This window comes from Candidatus Kapaibacterium sp., from assembly GCA_025059875.1.
Taxonomy (GTDB): Bacteria; Bacteroidota; Ignavibacteria; order Kapaibacteriales; family HRBIN21; genus HRBIN21.
Genome location: JANXCT010000002.1, coordinates 247,401 through 273,354, shown reverse-complemented (window position 1 = coordinate 273,354; position 25,954 = coordinate 247,401). Strand labels below are relative to the sequence as shown.

The 25,954-nt window shown below is 59.4% G+C and carries 23 protein-coding genes and 3 tRNA genes; 18 read left to right on the top strand and 8 right to left on the bottom strand.

The window, feature by feature from the left end; translation table 11 throughout:
* The first annotated feature begins 3 nt into the window (after positions 1–3).
* Complete coding sequence (gene ftsY, locus NZ960_03810; GenBank protein ID MCS7176738.1) at positions 4–924, top strand: signal recognition particle-docking protein FtsY; 921 nt, start codon at positions 4–6, stop codon at positions 922–924.
* Here the strand turns inward: ftsY and NZ960_03805 are convergent.
* The gene (locus NZ960_03805) at positions 916–1,584 is read right to left on the bottom strand and encodes a dolichol kinase (protein MCS7176737.1); all 669 of its coding nucleotides are present in this window, start codon (positions 1,582–1,584) and stop codon (positions 916–918) included. The two genes, ftsY and NZ960_03805, sit on opposite strands and share 9 nt — an antisense overlap.
* A gap of 18 nt (positions 1,585–1,602) precedes the next feature.
* Here NZ960_03805 and ispE point away from each other — a divergent pair, with 18 nt between their 5' ends.
* The 4 genes from ispE to NZ960_03785 are packed head-to-tail and all read left to right on the top strand — an operon-like array spanning position 1,603 to position 6,213.
* On the top strand, positions 1,603–2,463 hold the full coding sequence (gene ispE / locus NZ960_03800; protein MCS7176736.1) for a 4-(cytidine 5'-diphospho)-2-C-methyl-D-erythritol kinase: 861 nt from the start codon (positions 1,603–1,605) through the stop codon (positions 2,461–2,463).
* Positions 2,460–3,947: a glycogen synthase gene (locus tag NZ960_03795; GenBank protein ID MCS7176735.1), complete on the top strand. Its 1,488-nt coding sequence runs from the start codon at positions 2,460–2,462 to the stop codon at positions 3,945–3,947. Before ispE ends, NZ960_03795 begins: the two co-directional genes overlap by 4 nt.
* A 41-nt stretch (positions 3,948–3,988) precedes the next feature.
* The gene (locus NZ960_03790) at positions 3,989–4,867 is read left to right on the top strand and encodes a hypothetical protein (GenBank protein MCS7176734.1); all 879 of its coding nucleotides are present in this window, start codon (positions 3,989–3,991) and stop codon (positions 4,865–4,867) included.
* 8 nt (positions 4,868–4,875) lie between these two features.
* Positions 4,876–6,213, top strand: a complete 1,338-nt coding sequence (locus tag NZ960_03785) for a serine hydroxymethyltransferase (protein ID MCS7176733.1) — start codon at positions 4,876–4,878, stop codon at positions 6,211–6,213.
* 8 nt (positions 6,214–6,221) lie between these two features.
* Here NZ960_03785 and NZ960_03780 read toward each other — a convergent pair whose 3' ends face one another.
* From NZ960_03780 to NZ960_03760, 5 genes are all read right to left on the bottom strand, one after another.
* Entirely contained in the window at positions 6,222–7,001 is a 780-nt protein-coding gene (locus NZ960_03780; GenBank protein ID MCS7176732.1) for a lipoate--protein ligase family protein, read from the bottom strand.
* Positions 6,970–8,202 carry a tyrosine--tRNA ligase gene (tyrS, locus tag NZ960_03775; GenBank protein ID MCS7176731.1) on the bottom strand — a complete coding sequence of 411 codons (1,233 nt, stop codon included), beginning with the start codon at positions 8,200–8,202 and terminating at the stop codon, positions 6,970–6,972. The genes NZ960_03780 and tyrS overlap by 32 nt, the downstream gene beginning before the upstream one ends.
* An 8-nt stretch (positions 8,203–8,210) precedes the next feature.
* A complete protein-coding gene (gene smpB / locus NZ960_03770; protein MCS7176730.1) occupies positions 8,211–8,696 on the bottom strand; it encodes an SsrA-binding protein SmpB in 486 nt (161 codons plus the stop codon).
* A gap of 6 nt (positions 8,697–8,702) precedes the next feature.
* Complete coding sequence (locus tag NZ960_03765; GenBank protein MCS7176729.1) at positions 8,703–9,248, bottom strand: OsmC family protein; 546 nt, start codon at positions 9,246–9,248, stop codon at positions 8,703–8,705.
* 26 nt (positions 9,249–9,274) lie between these two features.
* A tRNA-Ser gene (locus NZ960_03760) sits at positions 9,275–9,365 on the bottom strand.
* 110 nt (positions 9,366–9,475) lie between these two features.
* Between NZ960_03760 and NZ960_03755 the strand changes: the two genes are divergently transcribed.
* From NZ960_03755 to NZ960_03745, 3 genes are read left to right on the top strand one after another with little or no spacing between them, the layout of a single operon-like run.
* Entirely contained in the window at positions 9,476–10,717 is a 1,242-nt protein-coding gene (locus tag NZ960_03755) for an anhydro-N-acetylmuramic acid kinase (GenBank protein ID MCS7176728.1), read from the top strand.
* Positions 10,718–10,726: 9 nt separating this feature from the next.
* Complete coding sequence (gene asnB, locus NZ960_03750) at positions 10,727–12,553, top strand: asparagine synthase (glutamine-hydrolyzing) (protein MCS7176727.1); 1,827 nt, start codon at positions 10,727–10,729, stop codon at positions 12,551–12,553.
* 1 nt (position 12,554) lies between these two features.
* The gene (locus tag NZ960_03745) at positions 12,555–13,550 is read left to right on the top strand and encodes a sugar phosphate nucleotidyltransferase (protein ID MCS7176726.1); all 996 of its coding nucleotides are present in this window, start codon (positions 12,555–12,557) and stop codon (positions 13,548–13,550) included.
* Positions 13,551–14,624: 1,074 nt separating this feature from the next.
* Here the strand turns inward: NZ960_03745 and NZ960_03740 are convergent.
* A complete protein-coding gene (locus NZ960_03740) occupies positions 14,625–16,064 on the bottom strand; it encodes a thymidine phosphorylase (protein MCS7176725.1) in 1,440 nt (479 codons plus the stop codon).
* A gap of 326 nt (positions 16,065–16,390) precedes the next feature.
* Here NZ960_03740 and NZ960_03735 point away from each other — a divergent pair, with 326 nt between their 5' ends.
* The 7 genes from NZ960_03735 to NZ960_03705 all read left to right on the top strand — a co-directional run bounded on the left by NZ960_03735 (position 16,391) and on the right by NZ960_03705 (position 20,533).
* Entirely contained in the window at positions 16,391–16,831 is a 441-nt protein-coding gene (locus NZ960_03735; protein MCS7176724.1) for a cytochrome C oxidase subunit II, read from the top strand.
* Between the two features lie 14 nt (positions 16,832–16,845).
* Positions 16,846–18,642 (top strand): cbb3-type cytochrome c oxidase subunit I, encoded by a 1,797-nt coding sequence (locus NZ960_03730; GenBank protein ID MCS7176723.1) that lies wholly within the window; start codon positions 16,846–16,848, stop codon positions 18,640–18,642.
* A gap of 26 nt (positions 18,643–18,668) precedes the next feature.
* Entirely contained in the window at positions 18,669–19,253 is a 585-nt protein-coding gene (locus NZ960_03725) for an SCO family protein (GenBank protein MCS7176722.1), read from the top strand.
* Entirely contained in the window at positions 19,250–19,723 is a 474-nt protein-coding gene (locus NZ960_03720; GenBank protein MCS7176721.1) for a copper chaperone PCu(A)C, read from the top strand. The genes NZ960_03725 and NZ960_03720 overlap by 4 nt, the downstream gene beginning before the upstream one ends.
* A gap of 39 nt (positions 19,724–19,762) precedes the next feature.
* A tRNA-Ser gene (locus tag NZ960_03715) sits at positions 19,763–19,851 on the top strand.
* A 5-nt stretch (positions 19,852–19,856) separates the two neighbouring features.
* Positions 19,857–19,943: transfer RNA gene (locus NZ960_03710), tRNA-Leu, on the top strand.
* A 41-nt stretch (positions 19,944–19,984) separates the two neighbouring features.
* Entirely contained in the window at positions 19,985–20,533 is a 549-nt protein-coding gene (locus NZ960_03705; protein MCS7176720.1) for a DUF5683 domain-containing protein, read from the top strand.
* 2 nt (positions 20,534–20,535) lie between these two features.
* On the opposite strand, the gene glmS is transcribed toward NZ960_03705, so the two are convergent.
* A complete protein-coding gene (gene glmS / locus NZ960_03700; protein MCS7176719.1) occupies positions 20,536–22,368 on the bottom strand; it encodes a glutamine--fructose-6-phosphate transaminase (isomerizing) in 1,833 nt (610 codons plus the stop codon).
* A gap of 205 nt (positions 22,369–22,573) precedes the next feature.
* On the opposite strand from glmS, the gene NZ960_03695 reads away from it, so the two are divergent.
* Genes NZ960_03695 through NZ960_03685 form a run of 3 tightly spaced genes read left to right on the top strand, consistent with a single transcriptional unit; the run spans position 22,574 to position 25,953 of the window.
* Positions 22,574–24,028, top strand: coding sequence for a hypothetical protein (locus NZ960_03695; protein MCS7176718.1), 1,455 nt, complete (start codon positions 22,574–22,576; stop codon positions 24,026–24,028).
* A gap of 48 nt (positions 24,029–24,076) precedes the next feature.
* Complete coding sequence (locus NZ960_03690) at positions 24,077–24,976, top strand: tyrosine-type recombinase/integrase (GenBank protein ID MCS7176717.1); 900 nt, start codon at positions 24,077–24,079, stop codon at positions 24,974–24,976.
* Positions 24,973–25,953: a Gfo/Idh/MocA family oxidoreductase gene (locus NZ960_03685; protein ID MCS7176716.1), complete on the top strand. Its 981-nt coding sequence runs from the start codon at positions 24,973–24,975 to the stop codon at positions 25,951–25,953. The genes NZ960_03690 and NZ960_03685 overlap by 4 nt, the downstream gene beginning before the upstream one ends.
* The last annotated feature ends 1 nt before the right edge of the window (position 25,954 follow it).

Sequence of the window (25,954 nt, the reverse complement as noted above, 5' to 3'; positions counted from 1 at the left end):
CGCATGAGCTTTTTGACTGCCATTTCGGAGGCCTTGGCGCGAACACGCCAACGGATCGCTGATGCGCTTCACAGAGCGTGGTTTCAAGGCCGCGAGGAGTCGGCTGTTCTGGCAGCGATAGAGGAGGCGCTCCTGCAGGCAGATGTTGGCGTGGAGGTAACAGAGCGAATAGTCCGCCGTGTTCGAGAGCGCTTGCGACAGCAGGGGGCGGTAGAACACATCCGCCAGATCCTCCGGGAAGAGATGCATGCCCTGCTTGTGGAGCCGCTTCCCGAGCGTTTCCCCGGGTCACCAACGGTCGTGCTTGTGGTTGGTGTCAATGGCTTCGGGAAGACAACAACGGTCGCGAAGTTGGCCTACCGCTGGCAGCAGCAGGGTCACAGCATTGTGCTTGCAGCAGCGGACACGTACCGTAGTGCTGCAATTGAGCAACTCCAGCAATGGGCTGAGCGCATAGGGGTTGCATGTATCCGCCATCGCTACGGAGCTGATCCAGCGGCCGTAGCATATGATGCCCTCCAGGCAGCTCGAGCTCGAGGCGCCGATGTCGTCATCGTTGACACCGCCGGGCGGCTCCACACCAAAGAGCCACTGATGGCAGAGCTTGAGAAGCTAGTCCGAGTGCTGCGCAAGGTCGACCCTACGGCACCTCACGAAACCTTCTTGGTGCTGGATGCTTCCATCGGACACAACGCTGTCCTCCAAGCCCAAGAGTTCCTTCGCCACTTGCCCTTGACGGGTGTCGTGCTGACGAAGGTGGATGGAAGCGCCCGTGGTGGGATGGCGTTGGCAGTTTCATCCACCTGCAACTTACCTATTCGGTACTTGGGGGTCGGTGAAGGCTTGCAGGACTTGGTTCCGTTCGTCCCGGCTGCGTTTGTAGAGGGATTGCTGCCAGAAGAAGCCTTGACGGTTTCACAGTAGGAGCTGTAGGAACGAGTTCCAGCCCCACAGCCCTGCTAGCCAGCCCAGGAGCCACATAGTGGCGCCAATGCTCAAGGGGATTGCAAGGTTGTCATCCATTCGGAGTCGGATGGAGGCTGCCTCTGCGAGGGTTCCGACCGCAGCTCCGAGGAAGCCGGCTACATAGTAGGTCCACGGAGCCCCGAAGGTGATGCCAAGAACGGTGACGACCACCCATCCCATCACGAGGAAGGCTGCAGAACCCTCGGCCGTCTTGTCCAAGAACCGACGACGTCCCCATGCCTTCCCTACTAGTGCCGAGGCAATGTCTGAGAGGATGAGGATGGCGAAAGCCGTAACGGCGATCACTTTGGGGAAGAGAGCAATACAGATGCAGGCGGAGATCATCACGTACGAGGCCCCATTCAAGAGAAGGCGCTGGGTCTCTAGCTCATGCGGTCGGAGCAGGAAGCCAAAGAGCTGAAGGAAGAGCTGTCGAATTGCCGGGATAGTGTGCATAAGGATGTCTACCACGACGAACGCCACCATAAGGGGTAGCAGAATCGTCAATGCGGTCCGCTGCGAGACGAAGATGTACCCAACCGGGATAGAGAGCGAGAGGAGGTGGATTGCCTTCCGTACCAGCTCGCTCTGGAATGGGATGTCGTCTGCGTGGTGCATCGTGTTCCCCTCTGCCACATGACACTGACGGAGTTTGCTCCGGCGAAGTTGAACTTGGGACTATGGGTCCTTGGACGGCGCCCCGATGGGTATCACGAGCTGCTGAGCCTCATGCTGCCTCTCGATTTTGGCGACCATCTGGTAGCTGAGGAAGCCCCCGAGATCTGCGTAGAGTATGAGCCACCACAAGAGTTCGCACCCGATTTGGTGCGAATGGCTGCGGAGCTATTACGGAAAGAGTGGGGGCTTCCGAGCGGCGCAAAAATACTCGTCCGCAAGCGGATTCCCGTTGGTGCTGGGCTAGGAGGCGGAAGCTCCGATGCAGCAGCTGCGCTCCGTCTACTGACCCGCTTGTGGAAGATAGGGCTATCGCGAGAACAGCTCCTTCACCTTGCGCAGCGGCTAGGGAGTGACGTTCCTTTCTTCTTGTACCAGCAGCCAGCGCTTGTACGAGGTCGGGGGGAGCGAGTGCAACCGGTGTTGCTATCGCTACCGTACACATTCGTGGTACTGTATCCCGGTTTCAGCATCTCTACAGCATGGGCCTATGCTCAACTGCAGAGGTCTGAACGGTGGCAGTCGGAGCCAGAGGTTCCGTGGGACTATGTCCTTTCGGCATTGTCTCGAGAACCGGGTCTGTTCCAGCGGTATTTTGCCAACGACTTCGAGCCACTCCTCTTCGCCCACTACCCGAAGCTCCGAGAACTGCGCTACTATCTCTTGCAGTCGGGGGCTTTCTACGCAGGCGTCACTGGAAGTGGCTCGGCGGTCTTTGGTATCTTCGAGACCGAGACTACTGCACAGGCAGCGGCGAGGCAGTACGAGGACAGTGCTGTCGTAAGGGCCTACGTGTGTCGGATGTACTCGTGCGTGCCATGAACATCCTCGTTGGGACAGCGGAGCTTGCTCCGTTCGCGAAGGTGGGGGGATTGGCGGATGCAGTAGCAGCGTTAGCGCGGCAGTGGAGTTTGCTGGGACATCGAGTGCTGGTGGTGCTTCCAAAGTACCGGGCTATTGATGTTGCCGCACATGGTTTGCGACCGACGGAGCACATTGTGGGGGTCCCACTTGGATGGTGGACGGAATACGCTCGGCTCTGGCTGGGGGTGCTGCCACAGAGTACAGCGCGGGTCTGCTTCTTGGAGAACGCTGATTACTACGACCGCGAAGGCATCTACGGAAACCCTGAAGGCTACGCCGATAACGACCGCCGCTTCATCTTCCTGAGCCGCGCACTCTTTGAGGTAGCCTCTGCGCTGGGTTTCTCTCCCGACGTCATCCATGCGCACGACTACCATACAGCCCTGGCGATGCCGCTGCTGAAGCTTGTCTACCGCTGGCAGCCGCGGTTCTACAAGACAGCCGGGGTACTGACCATCCACAACATTGCATTCCAAGGACTCAGCGAGCCATCTCGGGTGTTGCCGCTGCTCGGCATACCGTGGGAGGAATTCTATCCTGGCTCGCCGTGGGAGTACTTCGGGAGCGTGAACATGCTCAAGGTCGGCATCCTCTACGCCGACAAGATTTCTACCGTCAGCCCAAGCTATGCCTGGGAGATTCGCACGACACCTTTGGGTGAGGGATTGCAGGGAGTATTGAACTTCCGTGGTGCCGACCTTGTGGGCATTCTCAATGGGGTAGACTACGCGGAGTGGGACCCTGGGCATGACCGCCACATCTACGTGCCGTACTCGGCGGAGTTCTTAGCTGGGAAGCAGCTCAACAAGCGGCGCCTACTGAATGAGTGGGCTGGGATGAGTGAACCAGAGCTGCACCGGGAAGTCCCGCTACTCGGGATGGTATCTCGGCTGACAGACCAGAAGGGTATCGACTTGCTCTGCCACTCTCTGGAGGGGATCTTGGCGCATTTCGGGGTCCGGTTTGCGCTCCTCGGGAGTGGTGCCAACCGGTACGAGGACTTCTTCCGGTATCTGGCCAGCCGATACAGCCGGCAGGTCTTCGTGCAGTTTGGCTACAACGAAGCTCTGGCCCATAAGATCATCGCGGCAGCGGACTATCTCCTGATGCCCTCGCGCTATGAGCCCTGTGGCCTGACGCAGATGTACGCACTGCGGTATGGGACGATCCCAATCGTGCGAGCAGTCGGTGGTCTGCGTGATACGGTCCGCCAATACGATCCGGCGACTGGCGAAGGCTGGGGTTTCCTCTTCGGAGACTACACGCCCGAAGCTCTCTGGGGTGCGGTGGAGTATGCCCTAGGCTTCTACAGGGTTGAGCCTCACTGGGAACGGATGCGGCGGAATGCCATGGCGTGCGACTTCTCAACGCGGCGTTCTGCTGAGCAGTACCTCCAACTCTTCGAGTGGGCACTTGAGCGTGTACGGGCTGAGCGAGCGTAGGTACTAATTTTGTGGCAGTACCACAGAAGGGAGCAGCGGTGATGTACAGGTGGATCGTCGCGGTTCTCTTGCTTGCTGTTTCCTATAGTCAAGCGCAGCAGCTTGAGCCCTTCACGGCACGACAAGGTGCAACGGCGGCCTTGGACCGGGCACGCCGGGATGGCTTCACCGATGCTAGTCTTGCTGCAGCAGTCTATGCCGGAGATCTACCAGTGAGTGCCCCTGTGGTCCCACGTTTTGACCTACAGACCGGTAGAGCAAACCTCTGGACGTACGGCATACGCTCAGCACAGAGGGACACGACAGTGTGGTATGCCGTCATTAGGGTTCCCGTCGCAGGGTTTCAAGTTTTTCCCCTACCACCGATCCCGCTGCCGGTCCAGCAGCCGCTACCTGTGTCGTGGATGGACAGCGACTCACTGGTACTGGTGCTCAGTGGAAACCAGACATATGCCGACTTTCGGCAGCGTTATCCAGACAGCTTGCCAGATGCAGTGATCCTGACGGTAAACGTGATGCCTTGGCTCCCGATGGCATTGCCCGTCTGGACAATGATCTTCTTAGGCTCTCCTCAGGACCCCAGCACCAACATGACCTGCACAGCTTGGAAGGCAGGGGGACAGCCGCAGACAGAGTGCATCCGAACGGTGGACGTACGGGAGCCTGCTGCTACAGGAGTTCGTCTATTCCCGCAGCCAGCACGCGGTTGGGTAGAAGTGGAGCTGCCACAGCCGTGGTGTGGGGTTGTTCGCTGGGGATGGTTGGAAGATTTGCTGGGACGGCGAGTTCAGGAATGGGAGTGGGTTCCAGGGGATTGCCGTAAGTGCCTCCTGCTTCCGCTTCCTCCTGGGCTTTACTACCTCCGTCTCAGTGATGGGGTCCGCTGGCTGCGGGTACCGGTTGTTGTCGTAGCGCCGTGAGAGCGCTGATGGTATACGAGCGTGTCGCACGCCAAGATCCAGAGGTCTACCGGGCACTGCGAGGAGAGCTTCGGCGCCAGCAGCAGAAGTTGGAGCTCATTGCCAGCGAGAACTTCGCCTCCCTTGCGGTCTTGGAAGCGTTGGGCTCCGTGCTGACGAACAAGTATGCTGAAGGCTATCCAGGACGCCGCTACTACGGCGGGTGTGAGTGGGTGGACGTAGCTGAAGAGTTGGCAATTGACCGTGCACGGCGCCTGTTTGGTGCGGCATATGCAAACGTGCAGCCGCATAGCGGCAGCAATGCCAACATGGCGGTGTACCTTACCTTCTTGAGGCCGGGCGATACCCTCATGGGCATGAGTTTAGCCCATGGTGGGCATCTGACCCACGGGGCCCCTGTGAACTTCTCTGGCCAACTCTACCGCGTCGTCTCGTATGGGGTAGACCCGCGGACGGGACGGATAGACTACGACCAGGTAGAACATCTAGCCCGCCAGCATCGTCCCCGGCTCCTCGTCGTTGGAGCATCGGCATACTCGCGTGACATAGACTACGCGGCCTTCCGCACCATCGCTGACGCTGTCGGAGCGTTCTTGATGGCTGACATTGCCCACCCGGCTGGGCTCATTGCTGCTGGGCTGCTGACGAATCCTCTGCCGTACTGCCACGTTGTGACCAGTACAACGCACAAGACTCTTCGCGGACCTCGGGGTGGCTTGATTCTCGTTGGGGAGAACTACGAGAACCCCTTTGGCATCGTGGCTCCGAAGACAGGGCGTCGGAAGACGATTGGCGAAGTCATTGACAGTGCTGTCATGCCTGGTCTCCAGGGTGGGCCACTCATGCACGTCATTGCTGCGAAGGCAGTTGCCTTCGGGGAGGCACTCACCGAAGAGTTTCGCGAGTATGCTAAAGCCGTCATTCGGAACGCTCAGGCCCTTGCTCAAGCTCTAATGGCTCGAGGCTACGAGATTGTCAGTGGCGGAACGGACAACCACCTGATGCTCGTGGACCTCCGCAATCGTGGCATTACCGGCAAGCAGGCGGAACAGGCACTAGATGCGGCGGGGATTACGTGCAATAAGAATGCAGTGCCAGACGACCCGCAGCCGCCGCTGATCACCTCAGGAATTCGGCTGGGAACACCGGCGGTGACCACTCGCGGTATGGGGGTGGCAGAGATGGAGCTCATCGCTGAGCTCATAGACCGTGTCCTCAGCAACATCGGGAACGAGGACGTCATTGCCGCCGTTCGCCGGGAGGTCAGCGAGCTCTGCCGCCGTTTCCCAATCTACCCCGAGTTGGAGTTGGAGCCCGAACCTGTAGTGGAGGCGGCTGCCGAGTAGTGCTGGCCTTAGGGCTCTTCGTAGGGAGCCCCACAGAAGCTTTCCCACAGGACTGCTACTACGCTATCGTACGGCAAGTGGTGTCCGCAGAGTTGCTGGAGCGAGATGCTGTGGGCTGCCAGTGCTTGCCGGAATGCTTCACGGTCAGCTTCGGAGTTGAAGCGTAGGAGCTCCGCTATCGAGAGATGCGCTGGCCCAAGCAGAATGGAGCCATGCTGGAGTAGGACACCGTTGACAATTCGCTGAGCGCTGCCAACGAGCTTGCGTCCAGCGTAGCTGAGCTCCCAGCGGGCGGAGCTGTTGAAGCAGGCTACTCCAGAAGGTCGGCTCCAGAGCCGGCGGAAGTCAGCGCTCGCTGGAGCAAGCTGGATGGGCTTTCCCGTAAGTTGCTGTAGTGCTGTAGCAATCCGTTCGTGGACGATGCGGTAGATGTACTGCGGTGTCCGCTGGGATGAGAGCCGGACGACAACGGCATAAGTCACTTCTTCCGCGTGGAGGATAGCTCGCCCACCCGTGGGGCGACGGACAATCTCAATCCCTCGTTCTCGGCAGCGCTCTTTGTCTGCGATCTGGTCTGGCTGGTGGAGACCCAACGAGATAGCCCACGGCTGCCATGCGTAGAACCGTAGGAGAGGGGGAGTATCACAGGAGGAGGCGCATGCTAAGAGGCGCTCCCAGTCTTGCTGCATGTTGTCTCGTGGTGGGCAGGCTCCGTCGGAACGGCACTCTACGGGCTCGCCGAAGAGGGCCAGCAGTTCAGGTGTAGCCAGGAGCTTCTGCAGTGCCATGGCGCACACGGACGAATCGGCGTTTCCCGACAGCAACGATCCGCTCGCGCGAGAGTTCCACCACGCTCCCCCAGTCTGTGACTCGCTCTCCATCAATGCGCACGGCTCCCTGCTGAATCTGCCGCCGGGCTTCGCTACGAGAGGGCACCAGACCCGCACGGACGAGGAGGTCTACAACTGGCAGTGCGGGGACCGGTAGCACGACCTCGGGCATATCCTTCGGGAACTCGTGGTACTTGAAGACCCGGTCGAACTCCTCAGCGGCATGTTGCGCGGCCTCTTCACCGTAGTAGAAGGCCACAATGCGGCGGGCAACGAAGGCCTTGGCATCGCGAGGATGCCAGCTCCCTGAGCGGAGCCCTTCTTCCAACTTCCGTGCCTCCTCGGCCGAGGCGAACGCGGCTAAGCGATAGTACCGAACGATGAGCGAGTCCGGGATAGACATGAGTTTGCCGAACATCTCCGTCGGAGGATCGGTGAGGGCAATGTAGTTGCCCAGGCTCTTGCTCATCTTCTCCACCCCGTCGGTGCCTTCCAGCAAGGGCATCAGTACCAGGCACTGGGCTTCCTGTCCGTAGAACCGCTGGATGTGTCGCCCCATCAGCAAATTGAAGCGCTGGTCAGTCCCGCCCAGCTCTACGTCGGCTCTGATTGCCACGGAATCGAGTGCTTGTGCTAATGGGTAGAGGAACTCGTGTAGCCCAATCGGATCGCCGCGCTCGTAGCGGCGTGTGAAGTCTTCCCGCTCCAGCATTTGGGCGACAGTGCACTGGGCTGCCACAGTGATGAGCTCACGGAAGGTGAGTTGTTCCAGCCACTCAGAGTTGAAGCGGATAGAGAGTCGCTCGGGGAGCAGGACCTTCATGGCCTGCTCGACGTATGTCTGCGCATTCTGGCGCGTCTCCTCTAAGCTCAGGTGAGGACGGGCCTTCGTGCGTCCAGAGGGGTCGCCAATCGTTGCCGTGAAGTCCCCAATGATCAACACGGCGTTGTGTCCCAGCTCCTGGAATTGGCGGAGCTTGTACAGCACGACGGCGTGTCCTAAATGGAGGTCAGGGCGGCTGGGATCGCAGCCTAGTTTTACTGTCAGCGGCCGTCCAGAGCGGACGGAATTCTCCAGCTTCACTATCAGCTCTCCCTCAGGCACAATCTCTGCTGTGCTGTCGGCTAGGATGCGGAACTGCTCAGCAGCCGGGAGCATTGGTAGCTCTACGGAAGCTGCTTCAGACTGCGCTGCATTTCCCGCTCCATGTCACGGCGGCGGATGTCTTCACGCCGGTCATGGAGCTTCTTGCCACGAACCAGCGCCAGCTCTACCTTCACGTACGGCCCGGAAAAGTAGAGGGAGAGGGGGATCAGTGTCAGCCCCTTCTCCTGAACCTTGCTCCGGAGTCGGATGGCCTGCCGTTTATGGAGTAAGAGCTTGCGCGGGCGTTTCGGCTGATGGTTGGCATGCGGGGCAGCGTGGCTATAGGGGCCAATGTGGAGGTTGAGGAGCCACAGCTCGTGGCTGTGCGGGTCCAAGAAGACAGCGTAGCTATCCTCTATGTTGCAGCGCCCTTCCCGCAGGGCCTTGACCTCGGTACCGGTCAGCACAATCCCCGCTTCCAGAGTCTCCAGGATTTCGTACTCGTGGCGGGCTTTGCGGTTAGTAGCGATTGGTCGCTGCTTTCGGCGCTGGGGGATATTGGCCATGCCCTCTTAGGCGGCTTCGGCTGCAGCATACCGCCGCCAACTGCTGCGGAGTGGCACCGAGTGCGTTAGGGTCCACACTACAGGGCAACGCTGCAGCGCCAGCTCCTCCACTTCTTGGAGTTCGGCGTCGGTGGCAGGGCTATCGATTTCGAGCTGCACGTGGACTTCCTCCATCACGGGAGCATCGGCAAGCCCGAAGACGCGGGAGAAGTTCACTGTTGCCTCCACCCGCACTCGGAGCCGTCGGAGCGGGATGCCCTTCTCAGCCGCGACAATAGCAAAGGTGGAGGTGTAACAGGCAGCCAAGCCGGAGAAACAGTAGTGCATTGGCCCAGGAAGGGCACCGTCGCCGCCCATGAAGGTAGGGTTGTCCATCTCGAAGGTCGTCTTCCCGCCTTCGTAGGTGATGAAGGCACGGAACTGCGGAGCTCCGTCACCTAACACCCATTCGCCTTCCAGGACCTGCTGGCGGCGAGCGCTGGCCAGATCACGCCGGAAGGAGTCTTCGGTTTGCTTGAGCCGCTCCACCACTACGTTGTTAACGCGCTGCATCGCAGAGACCAGCACACTTGTGGGGGCGGAGAGGGTGGGATTCGAACCCACGGTAGCGCCTTTCAGCGCTACAGCGGTTTAGCAAACCGCCGCCTTCAGCCACTCGGCCACCTCTCCAGGCCTTGCAGGCGCAAAAATACGGCACCTCTCACAACGCAGCACAAGCACATGAACATAGACGAAAGCCAGACATAGTAGCGTCTTCGGCACAGGGCAACGAGTGAGGAATGGCTCTGCAGCGAACGCTGGAGTGGCACGCGAGGCCTCGCCGCGTAGCGGGCGTTATGTCTGGTACTTCTGGGGACGGCATTGATGCCGTTATTGCAGAGTTCCAGCATACACCTTCCAGCGACCGCTTCCAGCTACTGCACTGGCACCACATGGAGCTTCCGCCTGTGTTCCGATCGCGACTCCAGCACCTCTGCGAAGAGTCTGTCTCCATCCGGGAGGTGGCAGCGTTCCACTGGGAAATGGCATCTATCACCGCCGAGAGCGTTCGGCGAGCGTGTGCTGGACTTGGGATTGCTCCGGAAGAGTTGGATGCCGTTGGAATGCACGGGCAGACGGTCTTCCATGATCCTGAGTCGATGCGGTACGGAGGGTATGGGGTAGGACTTCAGGTAGGGAATATCGCTGCTGTTGCGCAGTGGCTAGGGACAACAGTCGTTGGGGATTTCCGGAGTGCGGACATGGCCCTTGGTGGTCAAGGAGCACCGCTGGTGGCTATCTTCGACTGGGCTTTCTTACGTTCACCCGACGACGCGGTGGTTGCTCTCAACATCGGTGGGATTGCTAACGTGACGGTCTTGCCGCCGAAGTGTCCGCCGGAGCATGTACGGGCGTGGGACACAGGGCCGGGCAACCTCTGGATTGATGCTGCTGTTGAGCTCTTCTTCGGCAAGCGGTATGATACGGCGGGACAGATTGCCCGTGCTGGACGACTGGTGCTCCCGCTCTGGGAGGCACTCCAGCAGATAGCCTTCGTCCGGCAGCCACCTCCGAAGACCACAGGACGGGAGCTCTTTTCACGGCAACGGCTGCGTCAGCTTCTGCAGGAGGTTGTCCCACCACATGTCCCAGCGGAGGATGTCGTCCACACGTTGACACGGTTTACGGCATGGAGCATTGCGGAGAATCTCCGGCTATTTGCTGGCAACAGCACGCGCATCATCGTTTCTGGCGGTGGTGCTCACAACGATTTCCTGCTGGAGCTCCTCCAGGAGGAGCTCCCTTCGGTGCGGGTTGAGCGCAGCGAGGTCTATGGTATTCCAGCCCAGGCGAAAGAAGCACTCTGCTTTGCTTACTTGGCGTACCGGACGTTGGGAGGCGAGCCGGCAAACCTGCCTTCAGTGACTGGAGCACGGCGACCGGCGATACTAGGCGTTGTGGCGTTTGCAGGGAGAGCTAGCACTACCTCTCCACTTGCGCCGGCTAAGGAGGGTATGGAACGTACGGATCACGATGGATAGCCACAGCACATGTGTGGGATAGCTGGACTATGGCGGCGCGAGGGGCCGGTGGACCTTGCGGAGCTACATTCCCTCTGCGCTGCTCTACACCACCGCGGGCCTGACGGTGGCAGTGTCTGGCTCCATCCTTCACGGCGTCTCGGGTTTGCACACCGACGCTTGGCGATCATAGACCTCTCAGCAGCTGGGGCACAGCCGATGCAGAGCCCAACGGGGCGGAGTTGTATCGTCTTCAATGGCGAGATCTACAACTATCGCGAGCTCCGTCAACAGGCTTGCCGAAGTGGTTGGCGTTTCCGCTCCGAGAGCGATACCGAAGTGATCTTGGCGCTCTACGAGCAACAGGGAATCTCGTGCGTTCATCGCCTCCGAGGCATGTTCGCTTTTGCCTTGTGGGATGAAGAGGAGCAGCGGTTGTGGTTAGTGCGGGATCGCTTGGGGATTAAGCCGCTCTACTATGCCTGGGACGGTACCTGCTGTGCTTTCGCTTCAGAGCTGAGGGCACTGCAATGCCTTCGGACTTTTCCCGACCGGTTGGACGTTACAGCCCTCTGGGACTTCCTGACCTACCACTACATCCCGCCGCCGAAGACTATCTACCAGCACGTTCAAAAGCTGGAGGCGGGAACTTGGCTCTGCGTGGATGTGCAGCGCGGGGTAGTCTCACGACAACGATATTGGACGCTGCCAGAGGTGGCTGAGGAGCCCTGCACGGCGGAGCAGGCGATGGCAGAGCTGGATGCCTTGTTGGATTCCGTCGTTGCTGAGCACTTGGTTGCCGATGTACCAGTGGGGGCGTTCCTGAGCGGTGGGGTAGATTCTTCGCTCGTTTTGGCCTATGCTCGCCGACATCAGCCACTGCGGGCCTTTACCGTAGACTTTGACGTTGCGGCCAAGAGCGAGCGACAGTACGCCGAAGCAGTAGCCCGCCACTGGGGGCTCGCGCATCGGCTCATTCGGCTATCGGCGGAGGATTTCTTCCCCTCAGTGGAGCAGTTCGTGCAGGTCTACGGCGAGCCCTTCGGTGATGCCTCCGGCATTGCTGTGATGGCGATCTCTCGGGCAGCGCGCGCAGAGCTCAAGGCTGTCCTCTCTGGCGACGGTGGAGATGAGCTCTTCGGGGGCTACATCCGGAGTCGAGCGGATGTTGGGGAAACGAATTACCCAGTACTGCCATCACGATGGGTGACGGGGTTGCTCCGGTGGTTACCGAGTCATCGAGGAGAACAGTGGCTGCGGCGGCTCTTGCCCCCGGCGGAGTATATCCTGAGGAGCTCCGTGTGGATGGAGTTTGGCCAGAAACGGCGGATATTTGCCCCCGCTGTTGCAACCCTCTTGCCGTCGGACTACGATGAGCTCTGGTTCTTGCGCCAGTTCCGGCGACAGGGGGTTCCGGCCGTACGACAGCGCCTCCTACTGGAGTTGCAGACGTGGTTACCAGAGAAGATGCTGACGAAGGTAGATCGGGCCTCCATGGCGTATGGGCTGGAAGTGCGGGTTCCGTTGGTCGACCACCGGCTGGTGGAGTGGGCATGCCGGCTGCCGGTTGATTTGCTGTGGCACCCGCTCCACGGCGGGAAGTGGCTTGCCAAACGCCTCTTGGCTCGAGAGCTGCCAGCGGAGTTGGTCTATCGGCCAAAGAAGGGCTTCAGTCTTCCTTTGAGGGAGTGGCTTCAGCGGGTCAATTGGCAGCATCGCCTACAGGAGTCACGCTTTTGGCGCGAGCAGATCTTCCATCCGGCGATGTTCCGGAAGGCTGACCTGCGTTCGCCCGTCACGGCCTTCCTGTTGGTGGTTTTGGGGGTCTGGTCAGATGTGAATCCGTGGAGTCTGTGAAATGTCGCTGCGAGCTCTTATTCCCGTTGCGGGGGCAGGAACGCGACTGCGCCCATTGACATACGCCGTGCCGAAATCGCTCTTGACCGTTGCTGACAAGCCGATCGTGGGGCACATCTTGGATAGCTTACAGAGTGCTGGGATCGAGGAGGTCGTGCTGATCGTCGGCTACAAGGGCGACCAACTGGTGGAGTACGTGCGCAATGCATACCCCACGCTGAAGCTGCATTGGGTCGTCCAGACAGAGGCTCAGGGATTGGGGCATGCTGTCTGGTGTGCTCGTGACTACTTGGATGGAAGGCCAATGGTGATTGTGCTCGGTGATACGCTCGTAGAGCTGGACTGGGAGGAGTTCCTGAGATTGCCCCAGAATGCTGTTGGAGTCAAGGAGGTGGAGGACCCACGCCGCTTCGGCGTCATTGTGGTACAGGATGGTGTTGTGACTGGTTTCGTGGAGAAGCCCGAAAGTCCGCCCTCGGATTTGGCCCTGGTGGGGCTCTATCTGATCCGGGATACGCTCCGCTTGCGCGAAGCGCTTGAAGAGCTCGTACGGCGCGACCTTCGCACCCGCGGGGAGTACCAGTTGACCGATGCCTTAGAGCTCATGCGGCAGAGCGGCTCTCAGTTCCACCCTCTGCGGGTGCAGACCTGGTACGATTGCGGCAAGGTAGAGACACTGCTGGAGACGAACCGCCACTTGCTGCACCGTCGAGCCAACAATCCTGCGTTACCTCGCTGTGCTGTGATCCCTCCGGTCTACGTTGCCCCGACGGCACGGATAGAATACGCCGTAATTGGCCCGTATGCTGCGATCGCTGATGGGGCAGTCGTTCGCCACTGTATCATCCGAGATTCCATCGTGAACGCTGGAGCTTACCTAGAAGCGGTGCTGGTAGAGCGCTCAGTGATCGGTGCGCGTTCCATCCTTCGCGGCAGCTTCCAGCGTGTAAGCCTCTGTGACGACAGCAGGGTTCAGCAGGGAGTAGACGTACCGTGAAGAGGCGCGCGAGGATCTCACGTAGTTGCTGGGCTATGGTGAGCAGTTCAGGGGAACTGCTCGCACGACAATCGTCTGGAGCCCCGTGGATGCGGCTTCCAATCTAGCCAGGCTTTCCTGCGCGCTATAAGCGCATGTAGGGTCATGTGCCACAGATATACAGCAGAGAGATGGCAGTGCGGGTCTGTCCTGTCTGTAATCGCTCCGTGTTACAGCTGGCAAAGCAGTGTCCACACTGTGGCGCGGTGCTCTCTGCGGAGGGTATCGCGGAGCAGGGAACTCTACCTATCACGGAATTGCGGGCTACGAATGGGCCCTTGGCAGAGGCAGAGGGAGCATCGGCTTCTACTGAAGCATGGTGGAAGGCCCTCCAGGAAGTCCCGTCGGCCTATCGTCCCAGCGGGAGGGCTACGCTTGGGGCCCAGTTGGGGGTGCTGGCAATTGCGCTCGGCTTAGGTATGGGGTTGGGCCTGCTCCTCCACTGGCTCTACTTTGGGAGCTGGGAATGGATACGGGAGTTTCTGGGGAATCCCGTTGCTGACAAGCCGCCAGCACGGCCGCGGGGCGGGCGCGCGTTCGTTGGCGAGATGGGCCTCTTTGTCGTGCTCGTGTTCCTCGGCGGGTTGGTGGTAGGGATAGGAGTCCGGGTTGGAGCGGTTGCGCTACGGCATCGAAACCTTAGCCGACTGCGGCTGGCCGGAATGCTGGGCTGTATGGCCATGCTTGGGACGTACGTGTGGCTTACTCACGGAACCGTGGGGGCGGAAGTTTTGGACTCCTTGGCTGATGCTGTACGGCTGGGCCTTGGAGGAGTCGCAGCGTTTGCAACATCTATTGCACTATCTGCTCACAAGGAGCCGTTTTGCGAGATGTGCGAGACGTACATGGAGGAGCTCACTCGCCAATATCTGCGGGAAGCGGTTCCTGAGCTTCTTCACGCGATCCAGGCAGGGGACTTCAGCTCTGTGACAGTCCACATGGCTCTCCGTTCAGAGTCGGTGTGGTCACAAGCCGCATACGGTGAGCTGAGCCTCTGGTATTGCCCTTCGTGTAGGTCTCAAGGCATCGTGGAGCTCAAGGCCGTGAAGCGTTCAAACAACGAGGGGACTTCGCTCGAGAAGAAGAGGATAGCTTCGCAGGCACTATCTGGAGAAACGGTGGACATTCTGCGGCGCCAACTGGAGTCCTCTCCACCCAAAGGCTGAGCCAGCAGCTACCGCACCTCCAGAATGAGAGGAGTGGGCGCTGGTGGCGCATCCCCGAACTCGTAAGCCTGCTGAAGGAGTTCCTGGGCTTCTGGGATGGCAGAGGGATGGCTGGTGTAGAGTTCAGCCAGAGGTTCGCCGGAAGGACATAATCACCTGGCTTTTTGCGGAGGAGGATGCCTGCTGCAGGGTCTACGGTGTCGTATTGAGTGCGCCGTCCCGCACCCAGCAAGAGAGCGGAGAGTCCTACAGTCCGGGCTTCTATGGCCGTAATGTAGCCTTCCTTCTGCGCCAAGACTAGTGTGGGTGAGATGCAGGCATAGGCTTTCACAGACTCTTCCCACTGCCCGCCCTGCGCACGCACGAGTGCATGGAAGCGTTCCCATGCTGCTCCGCTCTGCCAGACTGAGCGAACCTTGGAGAGGGCATCCTCTAAAGAGGTGGCGTGGCCGACGATGAGGAGCATCTCTGCTGCAAGACGTTCGGTAAGCTCGCGCACGTCCGGTGGAGCGGAGCTGTAATCGCGGAGGGCTTGCTCTGCCTCTGCGACCTCCCACCAGTTCCCAACAGCATACCCCAATGGGGTGTCCATGCGCGAGAAGACAATGCGGAGGGGTAAACCTACATGGCTAGCAACAGCTCGCAACATTTCCGCCAGCTCATCTGCCGACTCGCGAGTTGGCAGGAAGCCGCCAGGGCCAACCTTGACGTCCATGACGAGCCCATCCAGGTCCTCCACGAGCTTCTTGCTGAGGATGGAGGCCGTGATGAGCCCGATAGACTCCACAGTCCCTGTCACGTCACGCAGGCGGTAGAAGAGCCGATCTGCTGGGGCTACATCCTCCGATTGCCCAATGATAAATCCTCCGACGCTGCGGAGGAGGTGCTCCAGCTCAGACTCTGGAAGGGCAGTCCGAAGCCCTTGGATGGATTCCCACTTGTCTACCGTGCCGCCCGTATGCCCCAGGGCACGTCCGGAGATCATCGGCACGAGCACGCCACACCCGGCTACAATCGGGACTAAGAGGAGGGAAAGCTTGTCTCCAACGCCACCTGTGGAGTGCTTGTCCACGCACGGAAGACCAAGCTGACGCCAATGGAAGCGGACGCCAGAATCCCGCATTGCTAGCGTAAGCGCCGCAGTCTCCTGCCGGCTCAACCCTCGAATGCATGCCGCCATGAGGAAGGCAGCAATCTGAGCTTCCGAGATTGTCCCGAGGAGACTTTGCTCGACGAACCATCGGATCTCGGTATCCGACAGCTCACCACCATCTCGTTTCTTGCGGAGGAGCTCACCAGGGATTAGCATTCTACTGATGCACCTTACAAGTTTGTTTGTTCCAGATGACGAACAAGTACTACTTTCTTTCCAACGGTGGTATGTGGCAGTGGAAGAAAGGCGGCACGTTACGAGGGCATGACGCACGTCATGCTTTTTCATGCGGACTGACAGCGGAACCGTAGAGAGGCGTTGTTGTATTTTTGCCGTTAGTGGTTCCACAAGAGGGCGTCACCAATGGCGCAGCACGAATCTTTCAAGCCTCGCGGAGCAATCGCTTTCTTCCTGCTCATGCTGCTCTTCTACGGCATTGCATGGTTTTCCGTGTATGTTGAAGTCTTGAGACGAGGATAGCGATGGAACGTACAGAACGCGTCATGCTGTGGATTGGAGGGGTGGTGATGGCGGTCTTCTTCGTGGCGGTGGTGGTGTTGGCAGCGGGATTCGGTGTGGACGTCCCTGGCTGCATTACAGAGATGAAGCCATTTGAGCGGGACACGCTCTTCCAGCGGGCCGATGGGCGTTATGAGCTTCACGTGGTTGCCCGTATGTGGGCCTATCAGATGCCTCCAGTGGAGCTGCCCGCTGGCTCTGAAGTGGATCTCTACTTGAGTTCAGGCGATGTGCTTCACGGTTTCCACATTGATCGGACGAACGTGAACCTGATGGCGATCCCAGGGACAGTTGCGTATGCGCGGGTACGCTTCAAGGAACCGGGGGACTACCCGATCATCTGCCATGAATACTGCGGCATTGGCCATCAGCAGATGGTTGGTGTGATCAGGATTGTCCAATAACTGTGGAGGGAGCGATGGAGCTGACACGCTCATATCGTAATCTGCTGCGCGTGGAGTTGATAGTGCCGATGGTGCTTCTGATTATTGGCACGTATGGGGGACTAATGCAGGTACTCTTCCGAGCAGGAGTGCTGCACTACGATCCCCTCCTCCGACTGCTCATTGACACTGTGGGAACTCTGCTGGGGGTCGAGGCCCTCAAGAACATTGACTGGCAGAGCTCCATCATGTACTACTGGGGCCTGACACTCCATGGCGTCATCAACGCTATTGTGTTGACGACTTTCTTCGCGGTGGCTTTTGGGAATGCAGTAGTGCCGTACTTCCTCAAGCAGCCCCTGAACACACGGATTGGCTGGCTATCGGCGATCGTGATGCTCATCGGGGTAGGGCTGGCGGCATACGCGATGTTCACAGGGCAGGCATCGGTGCTGTACACGTTCTATCCGCCGCTCAAGGCCCACCCGACCTTCTACTTAGGTGCGGCTCTCCTCATTGTGGGCTCGTGGATAGGTGGGGCGAACTGGATACCGCTGTACCGGCGCTGGCGGCAGGAGCATCCTGGGGAAAAGATTCCGCTGGCCGTCATGGGGATGTTTGCAACGTTTATCATCTGGTTCATCGCGACCCTTTCGGTGGCTGTAGAGGTGCTCTTCCTCTTGCTGCCCTGGTCCCTGGGCTGGACGGAGAGCGTGGATGTACCGTTAGCTCGAGCACTCTTCTGGTTCTTCGGCCATCCGCTGGTGTACTTTTGGCTACTGCCAGCGTACGTGATGTACTATACGATGCTGCCAAAGGTCGCTGGTGGCAAACTCTTCAGTGATGCTGCGGGCCGACTAGTCTTCATCATGTTCATCCTCTTCTCCATCCCGGTCGGGGCGCACCACCAGTTCTCAGATCCGGGGATTGGCACGCAGTGGAAGTTGGTGCATACATTCCTGACGTACGCAGTGGCCCTCCCCAGCTTGATCACGGCCTTTACGATTGCTGCTTCGTTAGAATATGCGGGACGCCAGAACGGTGGACGTGGCCTCTTCGGGTGGATGTTCCGGCTGCCATACTTTGACCGTGAGCGCTGGCTGTTCAGTTACTGGATCGCGGGGCTTATCATCTTCATCTTCGGCGGTCTTTCGGGCATTGTCAATGCTTCGTACAACCTGAACCTGGCTGTCCACAACACATCCTGGATCCCCGGGCACTTCCATCTAACCGTTGGAAGTCCTGTGCTGCTAGCGATCCTAGGGATGAGCCTCCACATGGTGGCGCAGCTCAGCGGGAAAGCGGTGCGGCTGAAGAGTTTGGTCGTGGCTTTCCCCTACCTGTGGCTCGTGGGGGTGTTGATCTTTTCCTGGGGGATGATGCGTGGCGGCCTCCTGGGAATGCCACGGCGAACGTACTTAGGAGCTGGTTCACTCAACCCTGATCTACAGGGAACCCCGTTGTATCGGGCTGATTGGGCGCCGTATGCAGAGATTGCAATGGTAGGCGGCATCATCATGTTTGTGGCAATCCTGCTCTACTTCATTGCCTTCTTCGTGACGCTCTTTGCCCGGCGAGAGCAGGAAGCGACGCTGACGTTCCCTGTGGCGGAGGCTTACCACGATGAGCCTGTGTGGGCACTGAACCGGTTGGCGCCATGGGTTGCGGCAGCAGTCGTGCTGATCGTGCTCTCGTATACCCCGGTGCTCTACGACGTCATGCGTAGCAGCTTCAAGCCCGCTCCGGCGTATCTTCCGGAGTACAACGTGCCAGAAAAGCAGTTACGAGAACTCCGGCAACAGCAGGGTCAGCTTGAAGAGCCATCGCAATAATCTCGAGCAGGGAATGCTTGCCAACGATGACCTATTCCAGATGGGCGTTGGTGGGTGTTGGAGCACTACTGCTGATAGCGCTCAGCGGATGCCGACGTGAAGAGCCCATCCTTGGTCAGCACCCACTGTGGACGCAGGATGGAAGAACAGTGGACTTTCCGAGGGACTTCCGGGGAGAGGTGCTGTTGGTGGCTTTCTTCTACGTCCAGTGCCCTGACATCTGTCCCATGATCGCTGAGAGAATGCGGCAAATCTGGGAAGCACTGCCGGAGACAACGGGGGTGCGGGCCGTAATGATCTCCTTCGATCCAGCGCGCGATACTCCGGAACGACTACGGGAGTTTGCGGAAGCCCATCAGCTCCCGCAGCCCGGGTTCGTTTTAGCCAGTGGTAGGCCTGAAGTAGTAGAAGCATTAGTGCAGCTCTTCGGGGTAGTGGTGCAGAAGACCCCTACAGAGTTCACCGATGGCACACCGATTTACTTCTTCAGCCATTCAGATGTGCTCTTCCTGGTGGATGGAGCTGGGCGGATTCGGAAGCAATACTCCGGGACAGAAGCTCCGATAGCGGAGGTTGTCCGTGATGTGCAACAGTTGCGGGAGGAGCTATGAGGTTCTGGTTCCCTTGGGTATTGTCTCTATGCGCTGTTTTGGTCAGTGTGCAGCTGCGAGCGGGTCAGATCATACCGAAGGACTTCTGGGCTCGTCCAGCGGGGAAAGCGATTCCCAGCGCAGCGTACGGGGTGATCGTCAACACGGGTACCAGGGCAGATACGTTGTTGGAGGCTGCAACTATACAGGCAGGCCGAACCGAACTCCATGAGACGGTCCAAGATGCCACGGGGCGGATGCAGATGCGTAAGATTGAGCGCATCGTCATCCCAGCGCGAGATTCCGTGGTACTGCGCCCTGGCGGGCTGCATATCATGCTGTACGACCTACAGCAGGCGCTGCGGCCAGGGGACACATTACGGCTGCGACTGCGCTTTGCCCAAGCAGGATGGCAACAGGTAGACTGTCGGGTAGGCCGTCCTCCACGACCCGCAAAGCAGCGCGAGCTACCCCATGAACACCAACACTAAGTCTATGCCTCAACGGGAAGCCGTAATTTTGTGCTGAGGGGAGAGGTGCCGGAGTGGTTGAACGGGGCGGTCTCGAAAACCGTTGTGCTCCTTACGGGGCACCGTGGGTTCGAATCCCACCCTCTCCGCAACTGCCCGGCTGGCGGAATTGGCAGACGCGCTACATTCAGGGTGTAGTGCCCGCAAGGGCGTGCAGGTTCGAGTCCTGCGCCGGGCACCACGAGGGCATCTGAGTTTCCTGACCGGTGTTCCCAGGGCGGTATGTGGATTGTACCGTGGCTGACGTTTGCTCTCCTTGGGGTAGCTACAGGTAGTGCGGCGGGTGCGTGTGACTCCTCTCATGCCTCAGAATTAGCTGCTCAAGCCGATAGTCTTTCCCCCGCGAAGAGTTCTGCGACAGTAAAGACTCCCATGGGCGCTCTGTGGCGGTCTCTGGTGGTCCCGGGGTGGGGGCAGTTGTACATCGGCGCCTACTGGAAGGCTCCTGTCTTCTTCCTGGTGAACGTGCTCAGCACCTATGCGACGCTGAGCAATCACCGCTTGTATGTGCGCTACCAGCGTCAGGTGGAAGATGTACTTGCTGGAAGGAGGCCAGCGGAGGACTTAGCAGCTCTGCGGGCGTATCGTACGCTCTACGCGGATCGCCGTGACATTGCCTTGGCTATCTGGGTTGCAGCATACTTGCTGGCGGCGGTGGATGCCTACGTGGGCGCGAATCTCATGGGCTTTGATGTCAGCGATCGTCTAAGTGTCGCTCCGCTGTCGCAGCCTGGAGTAGTGGCTGTAGTGCTTTCCCTCCGGTGGCGGTAGGCCTACTCAACAGTGACGCTCTTCGCCAAGTTACGGGGCATGTCTACGTTGCACCCCCGCTCTACGGCAGTGTAGTACGCCAGCAGTTGTAGCGGGATGACGGCGAGGATGGGGGTCAGGATAGGCAATGTTTCGGGGATGAGTATAAGGTGATTGGCCACTTCTGCGAGTCGAGGATCACTCCCATCGGTGATAGCGATGACTTTTCCACGGCGGGCTCGGATTTCTTCAATGTTGGAGAGCACCTTGTCGTAGAGCTCATCTTTCGGGGCGATAGCGACGACGGGCATGTTCTCATCAATGAGGGCGATCGGACCGTGCTTCATCTCGGCAGCTGGATACCCTTCGGCATGGATGTAGGCGATCTCCTTCATCTTCAGAGCTCCTTCCAGCGCTACAGGGAAGTTGACGCCGCGCCCCAAGTAGAGGAAGTTCTGTGCACCAGCGTAGAGCTGGGCTATTTGCTGAATGGAGGAGGCATTGTTGAGGATGGCCTGAATCTTGCCTGGGATGTGGAGCATCTCTTGGGCAATCTCTTGGGCCCGTGTGGCTGAGAGATGGCGCATCCTTCCGAGGTAGAGGGCCAGGAGCATGAGAACTGCCAACTGGGAGGTAAAGGCCTTCGTAGAGGCAACCCCAATCTCTGGGCCGGCGTGGATGTAGACCCCTGCGTGGGTTTCCCGGGCAATTGAACTACCAACGACGTTCACAATTCCTAAGACCGTCGCTCCGCGCAGTTTTGCCTCACGGACAGCCGCTAGAGTATCGGCTGTCTCCCCGCTCTGGGAAATGGCAATGACCACGTCGTCGGGGTAGAGGACAGGATTGCGATAGCGAAACTCGGAGGCATACTCCACCTCAACGGGCAGGCGGGCGAGTTCTTCAATCCAGTATTCACCGACCAAAGCGGCGTGCCATGACGTCCCGCAGGCGGTGAAGATGATACGCCGTGCCTGGCGGAGCTGAGTTTCTACACTGCGCAGTCCGCCCAACTTGACGTTGCCTTCACTGACCAGAAGGCGGCCGCGGAAGGCATCGCGGAAAGTCTCCGGCTGCTCATGGATTTCCTTCAGCATGAAGTGCGGGAAGCCGCCTTTTTCGATCCGCTCCAGGTCAAACTCCAGCTCTAAGAGCTCGGGGGTGGTGGGAAGGTTCTCGATTGTCTTCGTCTGGTAGCCGGAGCGGGTGAGGATGGCCGTCTCGTCATCGGTGAGGTAGAGCACGGATCGAGTGTACTCGACAATCGCGGTAGCATCGGAAGCGACGATGTACTCCCCGTCACCGACTCCAATGACGATTGGACTGCCGCGGCGCGCGGCGATGAGCATCTCTGGGTGGTCGGCTGAGAGCACAACGAGGCCAAAGGTCCCTTGGACTTCGGAGAGGGCCGCCCGAACCGCTAACTCCAGGTCGCCGGACTGTTCGTAGAGGGCTCCGATGAAGACCGCCAATACTTCTGTGTCGGTCTCGGAGCGAAAGGTATAGCCGTCTGCTTGCAGCTTGGCCTTTAGCGTAGCGTGGTTCTCTATGATGCCGTTGTGGACGATGGCGATCCGTCCTGAAGCATCGGTGTGAGGGTGCGCATTTCGGTCTACTGGCTCACCGTGAGTTGCCCAGCGCGTGTGCCCGATGCCGACAGTGGCTGGTAGGTCTACGCCGTTCAGCAAGGCTTCTAACTGAGCGACCGTTCCAGCTCGCTTCGCGATGAAGAGGCTACCATTGTGGGGCACAGCGATACCAGCGGAGTCATACCCCCGGTACTCCAGCCGCTTAAGGCCATTGAGGAGGAGGGGGAGAGCTCTGCGATGGCCGATGTACCCCACAATACCACACATGGACACGCGATTTCCCACGCGGTAAGACCAAGGTAGAACAAATATAGGAGACGAAGCCGCAACAGGCAGGCCGATATGTGCTCGACCAGCAAAGGTAGGGAAAGCCGCGTCCCAAAACAATAATTTAGCAAGTCAGTAACTATGCAAGGGAGCGGGACTGGGGAGGATCATACGGACACACACTGCACACCGCGCTGCCTTTCTTTTGCTTATTGGGCTTACGGGGGTTGGGATAATCTATCTTCCTGTATGGCATGGAGATGCGGCGATTTACCTGCCATATGTCCGCTCATTATGGGAACGGGGACGCTGGATGGAGTTCAACCTTGGGGAGATGTCGTCGGGGGCGACGAGTCCGCTCTGGCTACTGTGGCTTCTGCCATGGTATGGGTTGTTCGGAGTGATGGGACTCAAGGTCGCAGGTGGCATTATGGTACTTTTAGCGGTGCTCGCCGCATACGGACAGGCTCTCCGGATAGGAATGTCCGTGTGGGAGGCGTTGTTGCCTGCTGCGGTGGTTGCTTACTGCGTTGCTCCTGCGGGATTTCTGGGGTATGAAACACCGCTGGCGGCGCTGGTGAGTATTGCGTGGGCGGGGCTGATCCCTCCGGAAGATACCGTTGCCAAGCAGAGGCCGTGGGTAGGCCTTATGGCAGCGCTAACTCCACTGGTCCGTCCAGAAATGGCGATTTTGGTTGGGGTATATGCACTCGTTATGCTCTTTCGGCGCCGGTGCCCTCTATTACCGTGGTTGTTAGTTGGGGGGATAATAGGGCTGCTATACTACGGGTGGATGCACCTTGCTACTGGGAGCTTCTCTGCCTCCAGTTATTGCCGGTCGTTTGCGCTGCGGGAAATGGCGGAGCTTCGCGTCTGGGGTTTTTCGTTCCATCTTGGGCTACTTATGGAGCTGCTCCGGAGCGGGTTGCTGTTCGTTGCGGCTGGAGCGGTCGTAGGAGGGTGGTTTCGCCGGGCGCAGTGGCAGGCTCCCCAATGGCAGTTTATGATCCTGAGTTTCATTGCCTATGCTCTGTTTTTCACCCTGGTCGCGCCGGTCAACGCCGTTCGCTACCTAGCACCGGTGGCCTTCAGTGCTGGCAGTATGGCGCTGTGGGGGCTGGAAAGGCTCGGCCCGATAAGGTCTTGGGTAATGAGCGGTTTCCTGCTCCTATTGGTACTGAATCTCGCTGCTCGTACGCTGGATGACCGGCGCCGGGGTTATGAGTTCGAGCGGGTTACGGAGCGCGAATGCGCTGAGGTGCTCAATACCATTGCGGAGCCTGGCGCAACTGTACTGGTATATGAAGTGCAAATCCGCTGGTGGTTGAAACCGGAGCTGCGCGTTCTCAGCCTGGACGGTGTGATAGACGGGAAAGTGGCCCCGTACCTTGATAGTGGGGACCTTGCTGCCTTTCTGTGGCGGTACCGTCCGCAGTATTGGATTGCCAACGAGGCTGTCTGGCGGCGACCGTTTCTGCGGCGGAGCTTCTTGGCAGAGGTCCTCGCTCTGGGGACGGATAGTGTGGAACGGGCTGGGATACGGTTTGTTCGGCTCTACACGTGGCCGCCAGAGCGATTGCCTCGAGGATTCTATGGCTGCTTGGCGCTCTATCGGCTCAGCTATACTGAGAGGGGGGTCAGCTCAGATGCCGTCCGATAGCAGTAGGGAGAGAGGCGTATTTTTGCCCTTGTCCTCAGGGCCATGGGGATGGGGCTTGGCGAGCAAGTAGAGCGATTTATAGCATCGCTCCAGCATCAGGGCTACAGTCTGCAGACTGTGCGGGCTTACCGTACTGCGCTACAGCAGTTCCGGGAGTACCTGCAGGAAGTCTGGGGTAGGGAGCTGCCAGTGGAGGAGATAGGACTGAGCCACTTGCGGCAGTTCCTTGGGTGGCTCCACAACCGAGGGCTCCATCGGCGCTCTATCCAGCTCAAGGTCGCGGCAGTGAGAGCATTCTTCGGCTTTGCTCGTCGCCAGGGCTGGGTTTATCGGAATCCTGCCCGGTGGCTCCCGATGCCACGGGCTGAGAAGCCTTTGGTTAGTGTCGTACCGCAGCAGCGACTCCAGGAGATTCTGGATCGCTTACCGCGGCGGACGCCAGCAGAGCGGCTTCGGGCAGCCGTGCTGGAGCTGCTCTACGGCTGTGGTTTGCGAGTCGGCGAGCTTACAGCTCTCCGGTTGCAGGACGTGAGCTGGGATCGCGGACTTCTACACGTTCGAGGGAAAGGGCGGCGCGAGCGCTTGGTCCCGTTCAGCGGGAAGGCAGCAGAAGCTCTCCGCGCTTACCTCGAGACACGGCATGCCTTTTCTCCTCGTGGGGATTGGCTCTTCGTTGGCCTTCGAGGAGGGCAACTGAGCCAGAGCGTAGTCTACCGGTGGGTGCGCTCGATGCTGGAAGGAGTGCCCTCTGGTCAGCAGCGTGGACCCCACGTCCTTCGCCATACCTGCGCTACCCATCTCTTGGAGCGAGGGGCGGATCTGAGGGCCGTCGGCGAGCTGTTGGGACATGCATCGCTGGCGACGACCCAGAAGTACACGCATGTCTCGGTTGAGCATCTGAAGCGTGTCTACCGTCAGGCGCATCCCAGAGCAGGGGAGGAGCTGTGATTCGCTTGACCATTCTCGGCGTTGGGCACATGGGGAGCCTGCACCTCCAGAAGTGGCGTCAGCATCCCGAGGTGGAGGTAGTGGGCATCTACGATAGCGACCCACAGCGGCTGCATGAGAGTGCGGCTGCGTTTGGTGTCCGAGCCTTCGAAGATTGGCGGGAGGCCTTGGCTGTCGCTGATGCGGTGACGATCGCTACCCCGAGCTGGACGCATGGAGGGTTAGCACTGGAGGCTCTCAGAGCGGGTTGCCATTGCTTGGTGGAGAAACCGCTAGCGACCCGGGCTGCCGATGCCGAGCAGCTATTAGAAGCGGCATACCGCAAGGGGTTGGTGCTCATGGCTGGACACATCGAACGCTACAATCCAGCCTTCGTCTGGCTCCAGAGTCAAGGTGCCAAACCGCGCTTCGTGGAGGGGCACCGTCTCCATCCTTTCCGCCCCAGGGCCGTGGATGTCTCGGTGGTCTTCGACATCATGATCCATGACATCGACCTCCTGCTGGCTCTGCTCCACTCCCCGGTAGAGCGGCTGGAGGCTCATGGGGTAGCGGTAGTGACGGAGAAGGCTGACATCGCGAATGCTCGGCTGGTCTTCTCCAATGGCTGCATCGCGAATCTGACGGCCTCCCGGATTTCAGCTAAGTTCCTCCGCAAAATGCGCCTCTTCCAGCCGTACAGCTACGTGGCACTGGATTTTGCCGAGCAATCCGTAGAGCAAGTGATCCTCCACGTGGGCGAGTACATGCCCTCCGAGCCTGAGGAATTGTTGGCTGAATGGGTGCCTCACGATGGGGTACGGCGTTGCATCATCCGGCACCGCCTCCAGCTTGCGGCGGGCGATCCACTGTGGGAAGAGCAGCGTGCCTTTCTGCAAGCACTTCAAGGTCGGGCTGATTGGCAGCAGGGGTTGGAGCAGGCAGTGGAGGCGGTTCGGATAGCCGAACGGATTGAACAGATGATAGCCTGCAGCTCGTAGC